Source organism: Streptomyces sp. NPDC051664 (genome assembly GCF_044453545.1).
Classification (GTDB): Bacteria; Actinomycetota; Actinomycetes; order Streptomycetales; family Streptomycetaceae; genus Streptomyces.
This window is the reverse complement of record NZ_JBITCU010000003.1, coordinates 431,126-450,307: the sequence shown is the minus strand read 5'-3', so window position 1 is coordinate 450,307 and position 19,182 is coordinate 431,126. Positions and strand designations below refer to the sequence as shown.

Annotated in this window: 19 protein-coding genes; 12 read left to right on the top strand and 7 right to left on the bottom strand. The window is 71.8% G+C overall.

From position 1 onward, the window contains the following. Nucleotides 1–35: 35 nt before the first annotated feature. Complete coding sequence (locus ACIA8E_RS08345) at nt 36–878, top strand: hypothetical protein (RefSeq protein WP_399295798.1); 843 nt, start codon at nt 36–38, stop codon at nt 876–878. Between the two features lie 113 nt (nt 879–991). After that, entirely contained in the window at nt 992–2,005 is a 1,014-nt protein-coding gene (locus tag ACIA8E_RS08340) for an LLM class F420-dependent oxidoreductase (RefSeq protein WP_399295796.1), read from the top strand. A gap of 9 nt (nt 2,006–2,014) precedes the next feature. Here ACIA8E_RS08340 and ACIA8E_RS08335 read toward each other — a convergent pair whose 3' ends face one another. Beyond that, nucleotides 2,015–2,791, bottom strand: coding sequence for a maleylpyruvate isomerase family mycothiol-dependent enzyme (locus ACIA8E_RS08335; protein ID WP_399295794.1), 777 nt, complete (start codon nt 2,789–2,791; stop codon nt 2,015–2,017). A gap of 40 nt (nt 2,792–2,831) precedes the next feature. Further along, nucleotides 2,832–3,383, bottom strand: a complete 552-nt coding sequence (locus ACIA8E_RS08330; RefSeq protein WP_399295792.1) for a hypothetical protein — start codon at nt 3,381–3,383, stop codon at nt 2,832–2,834. 153 nt (nt 3,384–3,536) lie between these two features. Here ACIA8E_RS08330 and ACIA8E_RS08325 point away from each other — a divergent pair, with 153 nt between their 5' ends. Then, complete coding sequence (locus ACIA8E_RS08325; RefSeq protein ID WP_030970483.1) at nt 3,537–3,830, top strand: hypothetical protein; 294 nt, start codon at nt 3,537–3,539, stop codon at nt 3,828–3,830. 27 nt (nt 3,831–3,857) lie between these two features. Here ACIA8E_RS08325 and ACIA8E_RS08320 read toward each other — a convergent pair whose 3' ends face one another. From ACIA8E_RS08320 to ACIA8E_RS08310, 3 genes are all read right to left on the bottom strand, one after another. Beyond that, nucleotides 3,858–4,934, bottom strand: a complete 1,077-nt coding sequence (locus ACIA8E_RS08320) for a prenyltransferase (RefSeq protein WP_399295790.1) — start codon at nt 4,932–4,934, stop codon at nt 3,858–3,860. Further along, nucleotides 4,931–5,710: a class I SAM-dependent methyltransferase gene (locus ACIA8E_RS08315; protein WP_399295788.1), complete on the bottom strand. Its 780-nt coding sequence runs from the start codon at nt 5,708–5,710 to the stop codon at nt 4,931–4,933. The genes ACIA8E_RS08320 and ACIA8E_RS08315 overlap by 4 nt, the downstream gene beginning before the upstream one ends. A 64-nt stretch (nt 5,711–5,774) precedes the next feature. Further along, nucleotides 5,775–7,109, bottom strand: a complete 1,335-nt coding sequence (locus tag ACIA8E_RS08310; RefSeq protein ID WP_399295786.1) for a glycosyltransferase family 4 protein — start codon at nt 7,107–7,109, stop codon at nt 5,775–5,777. A gap of 229 nt (nt 7,110–7,338) precedes the next feature. Between ACIA8E_RS08310 and ACIA8E_RS08305 the strand changes: the two genes are divergently transcribed. From ACIA8E_RS08305 to ACIA8E_RS08270, 8 genes are all read left to right on the top strand, one after another. Next, complete coding sequence (locus ACIA8E_RS08305; RefSeq protein WP_267005406.1) at nt 7,339–7,950, top strand: TetR family transcriptional regulator; 612 nt, start codon at nt 7,339–7,341, stop codon at nt 7,948–7,950. A gap of 81 nt (nt 7,951–8,031) precedes the next feature. Continuing rightward, nucleotides 8,032–8,370 carry a DUF4190 domain-containing protein gene (locus tag ACIA8E_RS08300; protein WP_399295784.1) on the top strand — a complete coding sequence of 113 codons (339 nt, stop codon included), beginning with the start codon at nt 8,032–8,034 and terminating at the stop codon, nt 8,368–8,370. Between the two features lie 208 nt (nt 8,371–8,578). After that, entirely contained in the window at nt 8,579–9,826 is a 1,248-nt protein-coding gene (locus ACIA8E_RS08295; protein ID WP_399295782.1) for a substrate-binding domain-containing protein, read from the top strand. Nucleotides 9,827–9,829: 3 nt separating this feature from the next. Further along, nucleotides 9,830–10,621: an ABC transporter ATP-binding protein gene (locus ACIA8E_RS08290; RefSeq protein WP_399295780.1), complete on the top strand. Its 792-nt coding sequence runs from the start codon at nt 9,830–9,832 to the stop codon at nt 10,619–10,621. Further along, nucleotides 10,618–11,364, top strand: coding sequence for an ABC transporter ATP-binding protein (locus ACIA8E_RS08285; protein WP_399295778.1), 747 nt, complete (start codon nt 10,618–10,620; stop codon nt 11,362–11,364). The genes ACIA8E_RS08290 and ACIA8E_RS08285 overlap by 4 nt, the downstream gene beginning before the upstream one ends. Beyond that, nucleotides 11,364–12,251 carry a branched-chain amino acid ABC transporter permease gene (locus tag ACIA8E_RS08280; protein WP_399295776.1) on the top strand — a complete coding sequence of 296 codons (888 nt, stop codon included), beginning with the start codon at nt 11,364–11,366 and terminating at the stop codon, nt 12,249–12,251. Before ACIA8E_RS08285 ends, ACIA8E_RS08280 begins: the two co-directional genes overlap by 1 nt. After that, nucleotides 12,248–13,405: a branched-chain amino acid ABC transporter permease gene (locus tag ACIA8E_RS08275; RefSeq protein ID WP_399295774.1), complete on the top strand. Its 1,158-nt coding sequence runs from the start codon at nt 12,248–12,250 to the stop codon at nt 13,403–13,405. Before ACIA8E_RS08280 ends, ACIA8E_RS08275 begins: the two co-directional genes overlap by 4 nt. Then, the gene (locus ACIA8E_RS08270; protein WP_399295772.1) at nt 13,402–14,307 is read left to right on the top strand and encodes an alpha/beta fold hydrolase; all 906 of its coding nucleotides are present in this window, start codon (nt 13,402–13,404) and stop codon (nt 14,305–14,307) included. Before ACIA8E_RS08275 ends, ACIA8E_RS08270 begins: the two co-directional genes overlap by 4 nt. 150 nt (nt 14,308–14,457) lie before the next feature. On the opposite strand, the gene ACIA8E_RS08265 is transcribed toward ACIA8E_RS08270, so the two are convergent. Both ACIA8E_RS08265 and ACIA8E_RS08260 read right to left on the bottom strand, forming a co-directional pair. Further along, complete coding sequence (locus tag ACIA8E_RS08265) at nt 14,458–16,437, bottom strand: helix-turn-helix domain-containing protein (protein WP_399295770.1); 1,980 nt, start codon at nt 16,435–16,437, stop codon at nt 14,458–14,460. Between the two features lie 45 nt (nt 16,438–16,482). Continuing rightward, on the bottom strand, nt 16,483–17,316 hold the full coding sequence (locus tag ACIA8E_RS08260; protein WP_030926035.1) for a 3-hydroxybutyrate dehydrogenase: 834 nt from the start codon (nt 17,314–17,316) through the stop codon (nt 16,483–16,485). 358 nt (nt 17,317–17,674) lie between these two features. Between ACIA8E_RS08260 and ACIA8E_RS08255 the strand changes: the two genes are divergently transcribed. Then, nucleotides 17,675–19,150, top strand: a complete 1,476-nt coding sequence (locus tag ACIA8E_RS08255) for a PHB depolymerase family esterase (RefSeq protein ID WP_399295768.1) — start codon at nt 17,675–17,677, stop codon at nt 19,148–19,150. Nucleotides 19,151–19,182 lie beyond the last annotated feature (32 nt).

Genomic DNA, 19,182 nt, shown 5'->3' with positions numbered 1-19,182 from the left:
CCGCCCCGACGAGACGACCGACTAAGGACCTTCACGTGAATATCCGCTCCCTCACTCGAGGCGATGGCGTGGTGATCGGCGCAGCGGTGGTGCTGTTCATCGCCTCTTTCCTCGAGCTCTCCGGCTTCGATTGCCCTGCGGGCCTCAACTGCTCCAGCTACGAGACCCCGAATGCCTGGGACGCCCTCGGGGTCCTCATGAGCGTCTTCCTGGCCGGAATCATCGGTGCGGTGCTGGTGGTTGTGGGCCGCGCCATGCCTAGCCGCAAGGTTGTCGGCCTCGACCTCGGTCAATTCGGAGCCGCCTTCTGTGTCTTCGCGCTGTGGACGGCCTTCTGGACGACCATCGACGCCAGCGACGCGGGTACCGGCCTGATCCTCGGCCTGCTCGCGACCATCGCGCTCGCCGGCGGCGCGGTCGCGACGCCGCTCGTCCCGGCGCTCAAGGCTCCCCTGATGGGCGCCCCGCGTCCGCAGGCCGTGCAGTCGCCGTACGGTGGCCAGCCGCAGCCGGGCCAGGGTTACGGCTACCCCGGCGCCCAGCAGCAGCCGTACGGCGCCCAGCCGGGTCAGCCGCAGCCGTACGGTGCGCAGCAGCCGCAGCCCGGTCAGCCCGATCCCGCCATGGCGCACGCGCCGCAGGCGCAGCAGGCCCCGCAGGGCGGCCCGGCGCCGGCCGGTGACTTCACGCCGTTCTGGTTCGCGGTGCCGGTGGCCCGTCCGCTGTACGGCGAGGACGGTTCGCCGAGCCCGATCGCCGAACTGGCGCCGGGCACCTGGTACCTCGCGGTGGAGCAGCGCGGTCCGGGCCTCATCGCCCAGACCCAGGACGGCCGTCGCGGTGTGCTTCAGGACACCACGGGCATCCAGCGCGGCTGACCGCAGCCCCATTCTGCCGGCCCCTCGCCCCTTCCGGGTGGGGGGCCGCTGTCGTACCCTCCGTCCGTGCGGATCGAACTGACGCACCGTCACACATGGTCGGAGGGACCGATATGCGGCTCGGACTCGCTCTCGGCTACTGGGGCCGCGGCCCGAACCCCGCCCATCTGGAGCTCGCTCGCGAGGCGGAGCGGCGGGGCTACGGCTCGGTGTGGACGGCGGAGGCCTGGGGCTCCGACGCCTTCACCCCACTGACCTGGATCGCCGCCCACACCTCCCGTATCCGGCTCGGCACCGGCATCGCGCAGATGGCGGCGCGCACCCCGACCGCGACCGCCATGCACGCGCTGACCCTCGACCATCTCTCCGGCGGCCGGATGATGCTCGGGCTCGGGCTCTCCGGGCCGCAGGTGGTGGAGGGCTGGTACGGGCGCCCGTTCCCGAAGAGTCCACTGACCGCTACCCGCGAGTACGTCGAGATCATCCGTCAAGTGATCAGGCGCGAGGCCCCTGTTGAGCTGGCCGGACGCTTCCACTCGCATCCGTACACCGGTCCGGACGCGACCGGCCTCGGCAAGCCGCTGAAGCCGATCACCCATCCGTTGCGAGCCGGTCTGCCCGTGCTGCTGGGCGCGGAGGGGCCCAAGAACATCGCGCAGACGACGCGGATCGCGGACGGCTGGCTGCCGCTGTACTGGTCGCCGCTGCGCACCGATGTGTACGAGGCTTCGCTGACCGGCCTCCCCGACGGCTTCATGATCGCGCCGATGGCCCGCGCGCACGTCTGTGACGATGTCTCGGAGGGACTGCTACCGGTGAAGGCGATGCTCGGTTTCTACATCGGAGGGATGGGCCATGCCGCCCGCAACTTCCATGCCGACCTGATGGCCCGGATGGGCTTCGAGGAGGAGGCGCGACGGATCCAGCGGCTGTTCCTGGAGGGCCGCAAGGAGGAGGCGGTGCTGGCCGTGCCGGACGCGTTCGCAGACGAGATCTCGCTCGTCGGACCGCGTGAACGGATCGCGGAGCGGCTGGAGTTGTGGCGCAAGGGCCCGGTGACCGACCTGCTGATCACGGCACCGGATCCCCACACGCTGCGCGTACTGGCAGATCTCAACAACGCCTGAGCGCCCGCCTCATGCGAACGTCGCCCGCTCCAACCAGAAGTCCAGCAGCTCCCGCTCGCCCAGCACTTCGACGCGCCCACTGTCCACGCCCTGCCGCCGGTTGAACACCAGCATCAGATCGGTCAGCGGACCGCGCACCGCGACCGTCGCCTTCTCGTGCGCCCGCCGCCAGGTGAACCCGTCGTCGCCGAACTCGATCAGCCACTCCGCCCCGGGCGTGTCCGTGGCATGCAGATGAAGGGACCTTCCGGCCCCCCGGAGCTCCACAGCCTCCCTGTCCCCCTCGGACTGCGCGAAGGCGACGATCTCCAGCCATTCGTCGATGGTGTCGGCCGCCAGCTCGGGCGCCACCTCGTAGTCGGCGTTCACCGTGACGGCCGCATCCGCGCGGTGGACGACCGTCTCGTGGGCCATGCGCCGCGCCCAGAATCCGGTGCTCCGGTCCCATGCCCAGGCCCAGACAGGCTGCCCGGCACCGGTCTCGCGCAGGGCGGTGACGGTCTTCGCGGCCCCGTCGGCCAGCCACGCGTCGAGCACCGCGGGGTCGTCACCGTCCGGTGTGAACTGCGGCACCCGCTCGTCCGGGACCGCCTCGGTCGCCCGGCTGAGGACGATCTCGTTGACCCAGCGGTGGGCGCCACCGACGTGGACCGCGAGGTCGCGCAGCGTCCACTCGGGGCAGGTCGGAACCTTCGCACCGAGGTCCGCGCCGCTGATCACGGCTCTCAGCCCGTCGGTCTGACGGAGGATCTCTTCGCAGTAGTGGTCGTGCGCCAGAAGCGTCATGACGGCACCCTATTGCTCGTGTGGCGCCTCCCCCATGCGGTTATCCACCGAGCTGGGAGGCGGACGGCACCTTGTCCTTCACCTCGGCGCCCGCACTCCTGCCGGCGTCCTTGATGTTGGTGATGACGTCCTCGAAGGCGCCGACATCCCCCGCGCCCGCCTGGCCGTTGCGGAGCTTGGCGCCGAGTCCCTTGAGCGACTCGATGCCCGCCGTCAGCGGTGCGACCGCCTTCGACAGCAGCGGGTCGCCCTTGGCATTCTCCGCTGCCGCCTTGAGCCGGTTGTAGGCGAAGCCGCCCGCGAGCCCGGCCTTGACCAGTGCGAACGTCCGTCCGTCCGCGCCCTTCTTGAACTTGCCCGCACGGTACGGCTTGATGATCCACTGGTACGTCGCGCCCGCAGCGAGCCCGGCGTTGGCGACGAACCTCGTCTTGGCCAGCTTCTGCTTCTGCGGCGACGCCGTACCGCTCGGTGACGCGGAGGCGCTCGCGCTGGTGCCGGAGTCGTTGCCGCACGCCGTGGCGCTCACCAGTACGGTGCAGGACAACAGCAGCGCCACGAACAGACGGCGGAGCGGGACGGAACTGGGCACAGCGGGCCTCCCTGACGGGGCACATCAACGGTGACTTCTGCGGTGGGTGCCGCAGCCCGGCACGCCCTGCCAGGCTCACCCGGGTCCGGGTGCCGCGCCACTCAAGGGGTGCCGACCGGGTTTCGGGCCGCGGAAAGCGGCAATCCGATATCCATGTCTCCTGGAATAGGCACGAGAAGCAGCACCGCCGCACGTGTCATAGCCGTGGTGGCCGATGTCATGGCCTTCATCATCGGCTTGTGGATCCTGATGTACCTGCTGGACGCGAACCGGGGCAACGACCTCGTGGCCTTCGTCAAGAACGCCGCCCGCTGGCTGGCCGGCTGGTCGTACGACCTGTTCACGTTCGACGAGGCCTGGGCGCGGGTCGTCTCCGGATACGGCCTCGCAGCCATCGTCTATCTCTTCATCGGACACGCAGTGGCGGGCCGGATCCGCCGTCCGTAACCCCCGGCCCGGCCGTCCGGCCCGCCCCTAGGGTGCGCAGCAGTCCGGTTCCAGGCCCGTCGGCAGCCGTTCGCCGCCGAACACCGCGATGGTCGCCTCGTCGCCCCCCAGGGCGGCCACGGCGAGCAGCAGCGATCCGGCCGTCCAGGTGGTGAGTTCCTCCGGCCAGAACGCCCGGTTGCCCTCGAAGACGTACCCCGTCCAGTACATGCCGCCCTCGGCGCGCAGATGCTGGATGGACTGGAGGATCTCCAGGGCTCGGTCGGACTCCCCCATCACCCAGAGGGCCAGGGCGAGTTCGCAGCTTTCGCCGCCCGTCACCCACGGATTGGGCAGCACGCAGCGCACCCCGAGGCCGGGAACGACGAAGCGGTCCCAGGCTTCCTCTATCCGCTCCTTGGCGGCCGCTCCGGTGAGCGCGCCGCCGAGGACCGGGTAGTACCAGTCCATCGAGTAGCGGCTCTTGTCGAGGAAGCGTTCCGGGTGGCTGCGGATCGCGTGCGCGAGCGCGCCGGTCGCCAGCTCCCAGTCCGGCTGCGGCTCTTCGCGCTGCTCGGCGATGGCGAGTGCGCAGCGCAGTGCCTGGTGGATGGAGGAGCTGCCGGTCAGCAGGGCGTCGACGACGGGGGTGCCGTCGGGTTCGCGCTTCCAGCCGATCTGGCCGCCGGGCTGCTGGAGCCGCAGGACGAATTCGACGGCCGCGTACACGGTCGGCCACATCCGGTCGATGAACCCGTCGTCGCCGGTGGCAAGGTAGTGGTGCCAGACGCCGACGGCCACGTACGCGCAGAAGTTGGACTCCAGGCCCCGGTCGGTCGGCCGGTCCGGGTCGCCGTCGTGGTAGGCGGCGAACCAGGAGCCGTCCTTGTTCTGGTGCCGGGCCAGCCAGTCGTACGCACGTTCCGCGGCGGCGTGCTCGCCCGCGGCGTCGAGGGCCATGGCGGCCTCGGTGTGGTCCCACGGGTCGAGGTGGTGGCCTCGGAACCAGGGCAGCGCACCGTCCTCGCGCTGCACGGCGAGCAGCGCGGCGACGGTCTCCGTCGCCTGCTCCGCGGTGAGCACTCCGGGCAGCACGAGGTGTTCGGTCTGCTCGGGAGTGGTCACGCCTCGGCCTTCGAAGGGTCGTTCGCGGCAACTGCAGCGGCAGCGGCCATGGGCAGGTGCGGCTTGGTGGCGTACGCGACGAAGCTCTTGCCGACGACCGGGTTGAGCAGTTGCTCGGCGACCCGGGTGACGGCGGGCTTCTTCATGATGTCCCAGACCAGCAGCTTGTGGTACGCACGGACGGGCAGCGCTGCGTCCTTGCCGTCGCGGCCGACTCCGAATGCGCACTTGAGCCACCAGTACGGGGAGTGCAGCGCGTGCGCGTGGTGGGTGCCGTACGGCTTGAGGCCGGCGCCGCGGATCTTGCCGAGGAGCTCGTCGGCCTTGTAGATGCGGATGTGGCCGCCCTCGACCTCGTGGTACGCGTCGGAGAGCGTCCAGCAGACCTTCTCGGGGCCGTACCGCGGCACCGTGATCGCGATCCGGCCGCCCGGCTTGAGGACCCGGACCATCTCGGCGAGCACGCCCTTGTCGTCGGGGATGTGCTCCATCACCTCGGAGATGATGACGACGTCGAAGGACTCGTCGGGGAACGGCAGGTTGAGCGCGTCGCCCTCCATCGCGGTGGCGGTGGCGCCCGCGGGAGCCTCCCCGGCCTCCTTCATCGCCGCAAACCACTTCGCGACCTCGCGGATCTCCTCGCCGTTCCGGTCGAGTGCCACGACCTGGGCGCCGCGCCGGTAGCACTCGAAGGCGTGGCGTCCGGCGCCGCAGCCCAGGTCGAGCACTCGGTCGCCTGCGGCGAGCGGGAAGCGGGTGAAGTCCACGGTCAGCACGAGTGCCTGCTTTCGCGGTCGAGGGGGTTTCAGGGGGTGGGGACAGCGGGGGCGGACTGCGGGGTCACGGTCGGCCGGCGGGTTGCGTGGTGGCGGCGCGGGCTGCGATCGCCTGCCGGTAGAGCTCCGCGGTGCCGATGGCCGCCTGCTTCCAGGTGAACCGGGCCAGCACCCGGGCGCGGCCCGCGGCGCCGAGCCGGCCCCGCAGCTCCGGGTCGCCGAGCAGCCGGGCGAGCGCGGCGGCCAGGGCCCCGGCGTCGGCGGGCCGGACGGCCAGACAGGTCTCGCCGTCCGGACCCGCGACCTCGGGGATCGCACCGCCGGTGGTCGCGACGAGCGGGGTGCCGGTGGCCATGGCCTCGGCGGCGGGCAGCGAGAACCCTTCGTACAGCGAGGGGACGCAGGCGACCTCGGCGCTGCGCACCAGGTCGACGAGTTCGGCGTCGCTGATGCCCTTGACGAACCGGACGGCGTCCTGGAGTCCGTACCGCTCGATGGCCTGCGCGACGGGGCCGTCCTCGGCCCGCTTGCCGACGACCACGAGGTGCGCCTGCGGGTTCTCGGTGCGGAGTTCGGCGAGCGCCTCGACGAGGTGGACGAGGCCCTTCAGCGGGACGTCGGCGCTGGAGGTGGTGACGATCCGGCCGGGCACCTCGGCGACCGACGGGTCGGGCGACCACAGGTCGGTGTCCGCGCCGATGTGCACGACATGGATCCGGTCCTGCCGCACCCCGAGATGGTCGACGATCTCCTGCTTGGAGGAGCCGGAGACGGTGAGCACCGACGGCAGCCGGCGCGCCACCCGCTTCTGCATGCGGGTGAAGGCGTACCAGCGGCGTACGGAGGCGCGGCGGCGCCGGCTGTCGGCGGCGTCCAGCTCCAGCTGCCGGTCGACGGTGATGGGGTGGTGGATGGTGGTGACGAGCGGGGCACCGAGGTCCGCCAACAGCCCGTACCCGAGGGTCTGGTTGTCGTGGATGACGTCGAACTGGCCCCGACGGGCGCTGAGATGGCGGCGGGCACGCAGGCTGAAGGTGAGCGGTTCCGGGAAGCCGCCGGTCCACATGGTGGCGACCTCGGCGGCGTCGATCCAGTCCCGGTACTCGCCGCGCTTCGGGGTGCGGAACGGGTCGGGCTGGCGGTAGAGGTCCAGGCTCGGCAGCTCGGTGAGCGGGACGCCCTCGTCGAGTACGGGATAGGGCTGGGCGCCGATCACTTCGACGCTGTGACCGAGGCGGGCGAGCTCGCGGCCGAGGTGGCGTACGTACACACCCTGGCCGCCGCAGAAGGGGTTGCCCTTGTAGGTGAGGAGTGCGATGCGCAACGGTCGCCCGTCGGCGGTGGCGGCCGACGTGTCACTGCCCGTGCGGGGGCCTGTCTCTATGGCCTCAGCGGTCACACTCGGCCCCCTTCTCACTGCGTGTTCGCCGGAGCGTAACCGCTCACGCTAATCTAGAACAAGTTTCAGACTGGATCGTGCAATGAGCTACGAATCTACCGGCAGGTAGCGTCGGCGCAACGGCCGGATCAGGTGATTCGCGCCACGACCGGCACCCCTGGCATGCTGTGCGCCGCCGGGAGCCCACGCGCCTCCTCCGGTTGTGGACAGAAGCCATGGATGGGGACACATGACAGCGGAAGCCAAGCCGGCATCGCCGCCCCTGACGGAACGGCAGGAGGCCCGCCGCCGCCGCATCCTGCACGCCAGCGCCCAGCTCGCCAGCAGGGGCGGGTTCGAGGCGGTGCAGATGCGCGAGGTGGCGGAGGCCGCCGGGGTCGCCCTGGGCACGCTGTACCGCTACTTCCCGTCCAAGATCCATCTGCTGGTCGCCACCATGCAGGACCAGCTCCAGCACATGCACGGGACGCTGCGCAAACGGCCTCCGGCCGGGGACGACGCGGCGCAGCGGGTCGCCGACACACTGATGCGGGCGTTCCGCGCGCTGCAGCGCGAACCGCATCTGGCGGACGCGATGGTGCGCGCGCTGACCTTCGCGGACCGCAGCGTGAGCCCCGAGGTGGACACCGTCTCGCGGCTCACGACGGCGATCATCCTGGACTCGATGGGGCTGGAGCACCCGACGCCCGAGCAGCTGTCCGCGGTCCGGGTCATCGAGCACACCTGGCACTCGGCGCTGATCACCTGGCTGTCGGGACGGGCGTCGATCGCCCAGGTGAAGATAGACATCGAGACGGTGTGCCGGCTGATCGACGTGACGACACCCCCGGAAGCGTCCTAAGGGCTGTCCCCACAGCCCTGTCCGAAAGGGTCGCAGATCTCTCCTAGCATGGTCATGACCAGCAAAGAAGGAGAGGAAGACATGGCTGACACATCAGGTGCGGCAGGTGGCACGGGGGACGCGTCGAGGTTCGCCCCCGGCATTCAGCCCGCGTACGGCCACGCGTACCCCGGGAACGCCCCGCTGCCCAGCGGCAAGGCGACGGCGTCGATGGTGCTCGGCATCCTCGGGCTGCTGCTCATACCGATCGTGCTGCCGATCATCGCGCTGTGCCTCGGCATCTCGGCGCGGCGCATGGCGGACCGCGGCGAAGGGGGCGGCCGCGGCCAGGCGACCGCCGGAATGGTGATGGGGATCGTCGGCTGCGTGTTCGCGGGCACGGGGTTCGTCATGGCCACGGTCCAGGCGATCTGGTACTGACGGGCCAAGGCCGGGTCATGTCCCCGTAGATGACGGGGTGTTGACGGGGCCGGGGCCGGGGCCGTGCCCCTTCACCCCCGGCCCCGGGCCATGTGCGGCCCGCACATGCGCACCGCCTCAGGTGGGGCGTCCTGCACCATGTCGACGGCGCCACGGTGTTCGTACGGTTCGGCGACATCACAGGAATCCCGCCGAGGAGCCGGTCACCATGCGTCGCAGAGCCACAGGCACCGTCCACCACCGCAGATCCCTCTCCGCCGTCGTCACCCTGGCCGCCGCAGGACTCCTGCTGGCCGGCTGCACCGCCGCCGGGAAGGCGGGCGAGGCGGACTCCGCGTCCGGCAAGGGCGCGAAGGACCAGACCGTCAAGGTGGGACTGGTCTACTCCCGGACCGGGCTGCTCGCGGACTACGGGAAGCAGTACCGCGACGGGTTCATGGCGGGCCTGGACCACGCGACGCACGGCACCGGCAAGGTCGTCGGGCACCGCATCGAAGTCACCGAGCAGGACGACGCGGGCGACCCGGGCAAGGCGGTCGCCGCCGCGAAGAACCTGATCGGCAAGGGCTACAAGGTGCTCGCCGGGACCACGGACTCCGGCGTCGCCCTGCAGATGGCGCCGCTCGCCGCGCAGAACAAGGTCCTGTACGTCAGCGGGCCCGCCGCGACCGACGCCGTGACCGGGATCAACGACTACACGTTCCGCTCCGGCCGGCAGTCCTACCAGGACATCCTCACCGCCGGGACGATGCTCGGCGAGGCCGAGGGCAAGAAGGTCACCGTGCTGGCCCAGGACTCCACCTTCGGCCAGGCCAACGTCGCCGCGGTCAAGGCCGTCCTCGGTGGCAAGGGCGCAACGGTCGGCTCCGTGCTGGCCCCGCCGAGCGCCACGGACCTGACCCCGTTCGCCCGGCAGGTGAAGGCCGCCGGTCCCGATCTGGTCTTCGTGGCCTGGGCGGGTTCCACCGCCCCCGCCCTGTGGACCGCACTGGACCAGCAGGGTGTGCTGGGCGCGTCCAAGGTCGTCACCGGGCTGGCCGGCACGGCCTCGTACCCGATCTTCGGCGCCGCCGGTTCCAAGGTCTCGTTCCTGGCGCACTACTTCCCCGGGGCGGGCGGCGGCAACGCCGTGGAGAAGTCGATGCTGGACTCGGTGACCAAGGCCGGCGGCACCCCCGACCTGTTCACCCCCGACGGCTTCACCGCCGCACAGATGATCGTGCACGCGGTGGAGGAGGGCAGCGCCACCGATCCCGCCGCCATGGCGAAGGCCCTGGAGGGCTGGACCTTCGACGGGGTGAAGGGCAAGGAGCAGGTGCGGGCCGAGGACCACGCCCTGATTCAGCCGATGTTCGTGGCCAAGCTGACCGGGAAGGGCGCCACCGCCGAGCCGAAGCTGGTGACCACCGAGCCGATGGACAAGGTGGCGCCGCCCGCGAAGCCCTCGGCGGGCTGACCGATGGCCGCACCGGGCATCACGACGGAACACGGGAGCGGGGCGCGGAGCACCGCCCCCGTGCTCCGGCTGACCGGCCTCGGCTGGGGCGTCGGCGGGGCGACCATCGTCGAGGACATCACGCTGGACGTCCGCGAGGGCGAGTTCCTCGCCTTCATCGGCCCCAACGGGGCGGGCAAGACCTCACTGTTCAACCTGATCAGCGGGTTGACCACGGCCACGTCGGGCACCATCGCGCTGGACGGCACGGACATGAGCGGCCGGCCCGCGCATGCCCGGGCCCGGCGCGGGATCGGCCGGACGTTCCAGACGTCCAGCCTCTGGCCGGGGATGAGCGTGGCCGACCACGTCCGGCTGGCCGCACAGGCCGCCCGGGGCGGTTCGTACCGCGTGTGGCGGCGCGCTTCCCCGTACACCGACGACGTACACGGCGTACTGGAGCGCACCGGGCTCGGCCACCGCGCCGGGGCCCTGGCGTCCGAGCTGTCGCACGGCGAGAAACGGAAGCTGGAGCTGGCGGTGCTGCTGGTGGGAGAGCCGCGGCTGATGCTGCTCGACGAGCCGATGGCCGGAGTGAGCGCGGAGGAGGTCCCTGCGCTCACCGAACTGATCCGCACCCTGCACCGGGACGAGGGCCGCACCGTCCTCATGGTCGAACACCACATGGATGTCCTGCTGGGGCTGGCCGACCGGCTCGCCGTGATGCACCACGGCAGGCTGCTGGCACTGGACACCCCCGAGGCCGTGACCGCCGACCCGACCGTGCAGCAGGCCTACCTCGGGGAGGGGCTGTGACGACCGGAACGCTTCTCGCCGTACGGGACCTGCGGGTCCTCATCGGCGGCCGGCACATCCTGCACGGGGTGGACCTGGACGTCGCCCGGCACGGGGTGACCGCGCTCCTCGGCCGGAACGGCGCCGGGAAGACCACGACCGTCCGCGGCATCCTCGGCCTCGTGCCGCGCACCGGCAGCGTCCGGCTCGACGGCGAGGAGACCGTGACGCTGCCCACCCACACGCTGGTCCGGCGGGGCGTCGGCTACGCCCCCGAGGACCGCGGCGTCTTCGCCGGGCTGACCGTGGCGGAGAACCTGCGGCTGGCCGAGCGGCGCGGGGCGGGCGAGCCGGCGTACCCGCTCGTCCATGAGCTCTTCCCCGAACTGAAGCTGCGAGAGGGGCAGTTGGCCGGGACTCTCTCCGGCGGTCAGCAGCAGATGGTCGCCATCGGCCGCACCCTGCTCAACGGCAACCGGCTGATCATCGCCGACGAACCCACCAAGGGACTGGCGCCCAAGGTGGTCACCGAGGTCGCCGAGGTGCTCGAGCGGGCCGCCGAGGCGGTACCGGTGCTGCTCGTGGAGCAGAACCTCGCCGTCGTACGGCGCCTGGCCGCCCACTGCACCGTGCTCACCGACGGACGGACCGTCCACCAGGGCCCGGCCGGTGAGCTGCTGGGCGACGCGGAGGCGGCACGCCGGCTGCTGGGCGTGGGGCGCGGCCCTGCCACCGAAGCACCTTCCGTGGAGGCGGATTCCTGATGTCCACCGTCGTTCTGCTCGCCATGACCGGACTCGGTCTGGGAGCGCTCTACTTCCTGATCGCCTCCGGGCTCTCGCTGATCTTCGGCCTGATGGATGTGCTCAACTTCGCGCACGGCGCGCTGCTCTCCATCGGCGCGTACGGCACCTGGTGGGCGGCGTCCGGGAACCTGCCGGGCGCGGGCCCCGGCGGCGCGGGCTTCGTCCTCGCGGTCCTCTTCGGTACGGCGGTGGGCACCGTCGCCGCCGTGGTGCTGGAACTCGCCGTCGTCCGCCCGCTGTACACCCGGCCGCGCGAGCAGGTGCTCGCCACGGTCGGGGTGGGGCTCGCCGTCCCGGCGCTGCTGTCGGGCATCTGGGGCTCGGACGCCCTGCGCTTCCCCGGGCCCGAGGCACTGTCCGGCACATTCTCCCTGCTGGGCGCGGAAGTTCCGGTCAACCGTCTGGTGCTGGTCGCGGCCGCGGTCGTGGTGCTGGTCGCGCTGCGGCTCTTCCTCGGGCGGACCCGGCACGGACTGGTCGTACGGGCGGGGGTCGAGGACCGGGCGATGGTGACCGCGCTCGGCATCGACGTACGGAAGGCGTTCACCCTCGTCTTCGCGATCGGCGGCTCGGCCGCCGCGCTCGGCGGGGCGCTCGGCGGGCTGTACTTCGGCTCGGTCGACCCCCGGCAGGGCACCTCGCTGCTGATCTTCGCCTTCGTCGTGGTGGTCACCGGCGGCATGGGTTCGGTGACCGGCGCCGCCGCGGCGTCCGTCGTGATCGGCCTGGTCCAGCAGTTCGCCAACTACTACACCGCAGCGGGCCTCGGCGACCTGGCCGTCGTCGTCCTGCTCGCCGCGCTGCTGCTCGTACGGCCGCGCGGACTGACGGGGAGGCTCGCGTGAGCACCGTGACCGGGACACCCGACCGCACGAGCGGAACACCGGCGGCGCCGTCCGGCGCACCGGCCGGCGCCGACACGGCCCGGCTGCTGCGCTGGTGGCCGACCGCCGTGCTGGTGGTGCTGATCGTCGCGCCGTACAGCGCACTGCCGCTGCCGGGCCTGCTCGACGGCCCCGTCGGAAGTGCGGGAAGCCTGCAACTCCTCGCCACCTGCCTGCTGTTCGGCGCCCTGGCCACCGGCTACGACCTGCTGCTCGGTCGTACCGGGCTGCTCTCCTTCGGTCATGCGCTGTACTTCGCCGCAGGCAGCTACGCCACCAACACGATCATGCTGGAGGCCGGTCTGCCGTTCGCCGTCTCGGCCCTGGTCGGCGTCTGCTTCGGGATCGCGCTCGCTCTGGTGCTGGGGTCGGTGAGCCTGCGGGTCACCGGTATCGGCTTCTCCATGGTGACGCTGGCCTTCGCCCAGGCGGGCTCGATCCTGGTCTCCCGCAACCCCGGTGGCTTCACCGGCGGCGAGGAGGGCCGGGCCGCGCCCGCCGAGCTGCTGCCGTCCGGGCTCGTGGGCATCGAGCACACGGCCAACCTGTACTGGGTCGCGCTCGGCTATCTGGTGCTCACCCTGGCCGTCGTCCACTGGGCGGTCCGCTCCCCGACCGGGCGGGTCTGGGAGGGCATCAGGGAGAACGAGCGCCGGGTGGAGGTGCTGGGGCTGAGGCCGTACGGGTTCAAGCTGACGGCCTTCGTCCTGGCCGGTGCGCTGGCAGCGCTCGGCGGACTCGTCCATCTGCTGCTCACCGGCGGCTCCACACCCCAGACGACGACGTCGGACTTCACACTGTCGCTGCTGGTGATGGTGGTGCTGGGCGGTTCGGGTACCCGCTGGGGGCCGATGGTCGGCGGCATCCTGTACACCTGGGCCGATCACCGGCTCGGCGATCTCGCCGGCTCGGGTGCGGTCGCCGACCTGCCCGCGGTGCTGCGGGTACCGCTCTCCCAGCCGCTGTTCCTGCTGGGTGTGCTGTTCGTGGCCGTGGTACATCTGCTGCCGGGCGGGCTGGCACGGCTGCCGTCCCGGCTGGGCTCCGCACTCCGTGCACCCAGAGGAGCAACCGTAGCGGGCACAGCCACCCAGAAGGAGAACCGGCACTCATGACCTCGTACGAAGAGATACGTGTCCCGGTCGCCGGGGGCGAGCTGGCGGCGCTGCGCTGGCCGGCCGGGCAGCCCGGTGCGCCGGTGGTCGTGGCCCTGCACGGCATCACGGCCAACGCACTCTCCTGGGGGACGGTGGCCGGGATGCTGGCCGGACGGGTCACGCTGATCGCCCCGGATCTGCGCGGCCGGGCGGCGAGCGCCGGGCTGCCCGGGCCGTACGGGATCGCGGCACACGCCGATGACGTCGCCGCGCTGACCGAGGAGCTCGGCCTGGACCGGGTGGTGCTGGCCGGTCACTCGATGGGCGCGTTCGTGGCGGCCCTGGCCGCCGTACGGCATCCGGACCGCTTCGGTCCGCTGCTGCTCGTCGACGGCGGGGTCGGCTTCCCGGCCCCCACCCATCTGTCCCCGGACGAACTCATGACGGCGGTGATCGGGCCGGCCATGGACCGGCTGTCGATGACGTTCGCCGACCGCGCCGCCTACCGGGCGTTCTGGCAGGCGCACCCCGCGTTCGCCGGGGACGCCTGGTCGCCGGAGGTCGACGCGTACATCCAGCGCGACCTGACGGGCGAGGAGCCGGCGATGCACTCCACCTGCCTGATCGAGGCGGTGCGCACGGACGGGATCGGCCTGTTCGACGACGAAGTGCTCTCGGCCGTACGGAAGTTGCCGGTACCGGCGACTCTGCTGTGGGCGGCGCGCGGCCTGATGGACGAGGAGCAGGGGCTGTACGACGAGAAGCGACTGGCGGCGGCCGGCCTCGGGGACACGCGAGTGGAGCCTGTGGCGGCACCGGACGTCAACCACTACACGGTGCTCACGGGTGGCGCGGGCGCGCAGGAGATCGCCACACGCCTGGTGGCACTGGCGAACACACCCGTCCCGGGCGACGCCTGAGGACACCCTCAGGCCCGCCGGGGCGCAACTCAGCCCGCCCGGGTACGACCCACCCCGCCCGGGCAGAACCCGGCCCGTCCGGCGCTTGAGGACATCTCTCGAGCCCGTCCGGCGCTTGAGGACAGAACGGCGGCAACCGGCCGCCCCGGTTCACGACCGCTCCTGGCCCCCCGCCAACAGGTTCAGCCGCAGCGCCAGCTGAAGCTCAAGCGCCCGGTCCGGCTCGTTCCAGTCCCGCCCCAGCAGCACCTGGATCCGCTCCAACCGCTGCACCACCGTATTGACGTGGACGTGAAGCTCGTCCTTGGCGCGAATGAGGCTGCCCCCGGCACCGAAGTACGCGCTCAGCGTGCGCACGAGTTGGGTGCCGCGCTGGGCGTCGTACCGCAGCAGCGGCCCCAGCGTCGCGTCGACGAAACCGTCGACATCCTGCGCGTTGCCCAGCACCACTCCGAGGAAGCCGAGTTCGTCGACGCAGGCACCCTCACCCGTACGCCCCAGCACCCGCATCGCGCGCAGGCAGCGGGCGGCCTCCCGGTGGGCGGCGGCCAGCTCGCGCGGGCCGCGGGCCGGCCCGGTGGCGGCGACGGTGACGGGGGCCTGGACGAGCTGGCCCAGCTGGGCCGCCGCCGCCCGCGCCGCGTCACCGGCGCCCGCATCCTCGTCGTCGCATGCGACCAACAGCACCACCGTGCCCGCGTGTTCGGCGCTCACCCCGTGAGTGTCCCCGCCGAACAGGTAGCGCAGAGCAGCGGCACACAGCTTCTCCCGGGCGCCTGCCTCGGCCACCAGCATCAGATGCGGGCGGTCCAGGTCGATACCGAGGCGGCGGCCGCGCTCGGCGAGACCGGCCGGGTCGCGTTCCGCGTCGGTCAGCAGGTCGGTGATCAGCTCGCCGCGTATCCGGTTCTCGGTCTCGGCGACCGTGCGCCGCAGCAGGAGAAGGAGGCCGGTGACCACGGCAGCGCGTTCGAAGAGCCGCCGGTCGGAGTCGTCGAGCCGTCGGCGCTGGTGCAGAACCAGTTGGGCCAGGAGTTCCTGGCCGGCGAGTACGGCGCAGATCCACCGGCCGTCGCGGTGCACGGCGCGCGCTCCGGTGCGGGACTCCTCGGCGGTCTCGGCGAGCCATCCGGCGTCCATGCTGTCGGCGGCGAGGCCCGCGCCGTCGGGCCGGACGGCCGCCAGCGGGCGCCCGCCCGGGTCGTGAATGGTGAGCGGGGAGTCCAGCAGCCCTGCGACTGCCGCCGCGACGTCCTTGACGTCACCGCCGCGCAGCACCAGGTCGGTCAGCCGGTCGTGCGCCTCCTCGGCCCGCTGCATGGCGGCCGAGTGCTCCCGTACCGCGGCGTTGGCCTCGGCCAGCTCGGCGTTGGCGCCGGCGAGTTCGTCGAGGGCCGAGCGGGTGTCTGCGAGGGCGCGGGCGGTGTCGATCGCGATTGCGGCGTGGGCTGCGAGCGAGCAGAGCAGAGCGACCTCGTCGGGGCTGAAGACGCGCGGCTCACGATCGGCGGCGAAGAGGACTCCGATGACCTTCCCCGTACCGCCGCGGCTGGAGCCGAGGAGCAGGGGCACACCCAGAATGGCGACGAGACCCTCGTCCAGGACCCCGGCGTTGATGTTGCGGGTGTGACGGAAGCGGTTGTCGGTGCGGTAGTCGGGGGTCGCGTACGGGCTCGCGGTCTGCGCGACCAGACCGCCGAGCCCCTCGCCGAGCTCCAGCCGCAGCCCCTGGAAGAGAACCGACACCGAACCGTCGGTGACCCGCATGTAGGTGTCCCCCGCCTCCTCGTCGGGGAGGGTGAGATACGCCGTGTCCGTGCCGAGCAGCATCCTGGCCCGCCGGACGATCGCCTTCAGTACGTCGTCCAGATCGCGGGAGGCCGCCAGATCGCCCGCGGTGTCGAAGAGCGCGGTGAGCTGGAGCTCGCGGCGCCGGTGCTGGCGCAGGGCGCCCCTGATCCGCAGTGCGGTGGCGGCGGCCCGCTCCACCTCGGCGAGGTCGCCCCCGGGCACACCGGCGGCCCGCGCCTCGGAGGAGACGGCGCCCAGTGCCTCGGCGGGAGCGTCCTCGGTCAGCAGGTCGAGAAGGCGACGAAGGTGGGGCGCGGCGGAGGGGGGCGGTGCAGACATGGGCGGCCATCGTTCGTCGGGGATTCGATGTGTACCTGGAGAGTGTCAGTGAGCGGTCCAGCCGCCGTCCATCGCGAGCGAGGTGCCGGTGATGTGCCCGGTGTGCGGTCCGCACAGCCACAGCACCGCCTCGGCGACCTCCCGGGGTTCGATGAGGCGCTTGATGGCGCTGCGTTCCAGCATCACCTTGCCGACCACTTCCTCCTCCGAGATGCCGTGCGTACGGGCCTGGTCGGCGATCTGGTTCTCGACGAGCGGGGTGCGCACGTAGCCGGGATTGACGCAGTTGCTGGTCACCCCGTGCGGTGCCGCTTCGAGAGCGACCACCTTGCTGAGTCCTTCCAGCGCGTGCTTCGCCGATACGTACGCCGATTTGTAGGGGCTGGCGCGCAGCCCGTGGACGGACGAGATGTTGACGACGCGCCCCCAGCCTCGTTCGTACATGCCGGGCAGGGTGCGGCGCAAGATGCGGAACGGTGCCTCCACCATGACCCGGTGGATCAGCGCGAACCGGTCCGGCGGGAACTCGTGCACGGGAGCGACGTGCTGCAGCCCCGCGTTGTTGACCACCAGGTCCGCGTCGTCCGGCAGCGTGTCCACCGCCTCGGGTACGGACAGGTCGACCACCCAGGCCGTTCCGCCGATCCGCTCCGCCAGGCTCTTGGCCGCGTCGGCGGCCTTGTCCACCACGTACACGTGGGCGCCCGCGGCGGCGAGGGCCTCGGCGCAGGCCTGCCCGATGCCGCTTGCCGCACCGGTCACCAGGGCGGTGCGCCCGGCCAGGAACGGATCTGCGGGCGACGGTGACGGAGCGGCGGCGCGGGGCGGCGGAACGGTGAGCGGCGCGGGCCCGTGGACCGGGCTCTGGGGAGTCTCCATGGTCGTCACCGTAAGGAGGTCGAAGCCCACGTCACACGGGGTCGGTGCACACACCGTCGTACGTCGCCATGGTGGCGGCGTACATGGTGCGGGTGGTCAGTGGGCGGCGTCCAGTTTCCGTCTCCCTTCCAACAGCCCTTGGCGGATACGGGCGTTGCTGACCCGAAGTTTGCATTTTCGAGCGCACTCGATGTCAACGACGGCTCCCCGCCGGTGCTCGCGGCGCAAGGGCGGCGCCGCACACAGCCGGGCCCGAGGGATGTCAGCCCGCCCCATGGGCGGGGACGGCCCGGACTCGTAGGTTCCGGCAACAGTCCGCATGTCCGAACGCCCGCACGTTCCGAACAGGGAGGCCCCCGTGCGCCCATCGATCCTGCGACGCCTGCTACGGCGCGTCGCGTCCACGGCTGTCCTCGGCGTCGTCGCGGCGACGCTGAGCACCGTGGGCGCCACCCAGCCCGCCGCTGCCGCCGGCGGCCTGCAGCAGGTCACCGGCTTCGGCACGAACCCCGGCAACCTGCAGATGTACGAGTACGCCCCCGCCGATCTGCCCGCGGGCGCGCCCTTGGTGATCGCCCTGCACGGCTGTACGCAGACGGCCAACGACTACTACACCAACTCGGGCTGGCCGAAATACGCCGACCTGTGGAAGTTCGCCGTGGTCTTCCCGCAGACCACGTCCGCCAACAACTCGCTCTCCTGCTTCGGCTGGTTCGATCCGGCCGAGGACACCCGGGGCAAGGGCGAGGCCGCCTCCGTCGTGCAGATGGTGGAGCACGCGAAGCAGCAGTACGGCTCCGACGGGCGGCGGGTGTACGTCACCGGCCTGTCGGCGGGCGGCGGGATGACCGCAGACCTGCTGGCCGCGTACCCGGACGTGTTCGCGGGCGGTTCCGTGGCGTCCGGTCTGCCCGCGCAGTGCGCCACCAGCCAGGCCGCCGCCTCCGGCTGCCAGACGGGCCCGCAGAAGCTGACCCCTGCCCAGTGGGGCGACAAGGTCCGCGCCGGCTACCCCGGCTACACCGGCCCATGGCCGCGGGTCGCCATCTGGCAGGGCACGTCCGACTACACGGTGTACCCGGCCAACGCGACCGCGCTGCGTGACCAGTGGACCGATGTGTGGGGAATCGGCCAGACCCCGTCGAGCACCGACACCCTCCCCGGCAACACCACCCGGAGCGTCTACAACGACGCGTCCGGGAAGCCCGCGGTGGAGACGTACTCCATCTCCGGCATGGGCCACGGCCTGGCCGTCTCCCCCGGCTCGGGGACCGATCGGTGCGGGTCCACAGCCGCGTACTTCCTGAACTCGATCTGCTCGTCGTACTACACCGGCGTCTTCTGGGGGCTGGACCAGGGCGCACCCGGCGGCGGCGAGAACCCGCTCCCGGCTCCCTCCGGTCTGACGGTCACCGGTGTCACGGGCACCAGTGCCTCGCTGTCCTGGAGCGCGGTGACGGGAGCCTCCTCGTACGCCGTCTACCGCAACGGCACCGAGGTCGGCCGGCCCACGTCGACGGCGTTCACCGACACGGGGCTGTCCGCCGGGACCGGGTACCGCTACACGGTGGCGGCCGTCGACGGATCGGGCGCGGTCGGTACGGTCTCGGCCGCGGTGACGGCGACCACGACCGGCGGGACGGGTGGCGGCGCCTGCTACACGGCGACCAACTACGCCCAGGTGGCGGCGGGCAGGGCGCACACCACGGGCGGCTATGTGTACGCCGACGGGTCCGAACAGAACATGGGGCTGTACAACGTGTTCGTCACGCACACCCTGCGGGAATCACCGGCGGGCTACTTCGTGATCGCCGACACCGGCTGCACCGCGTAGTACCCGTCCGTCGACGGTGCGGCCCGACGGTC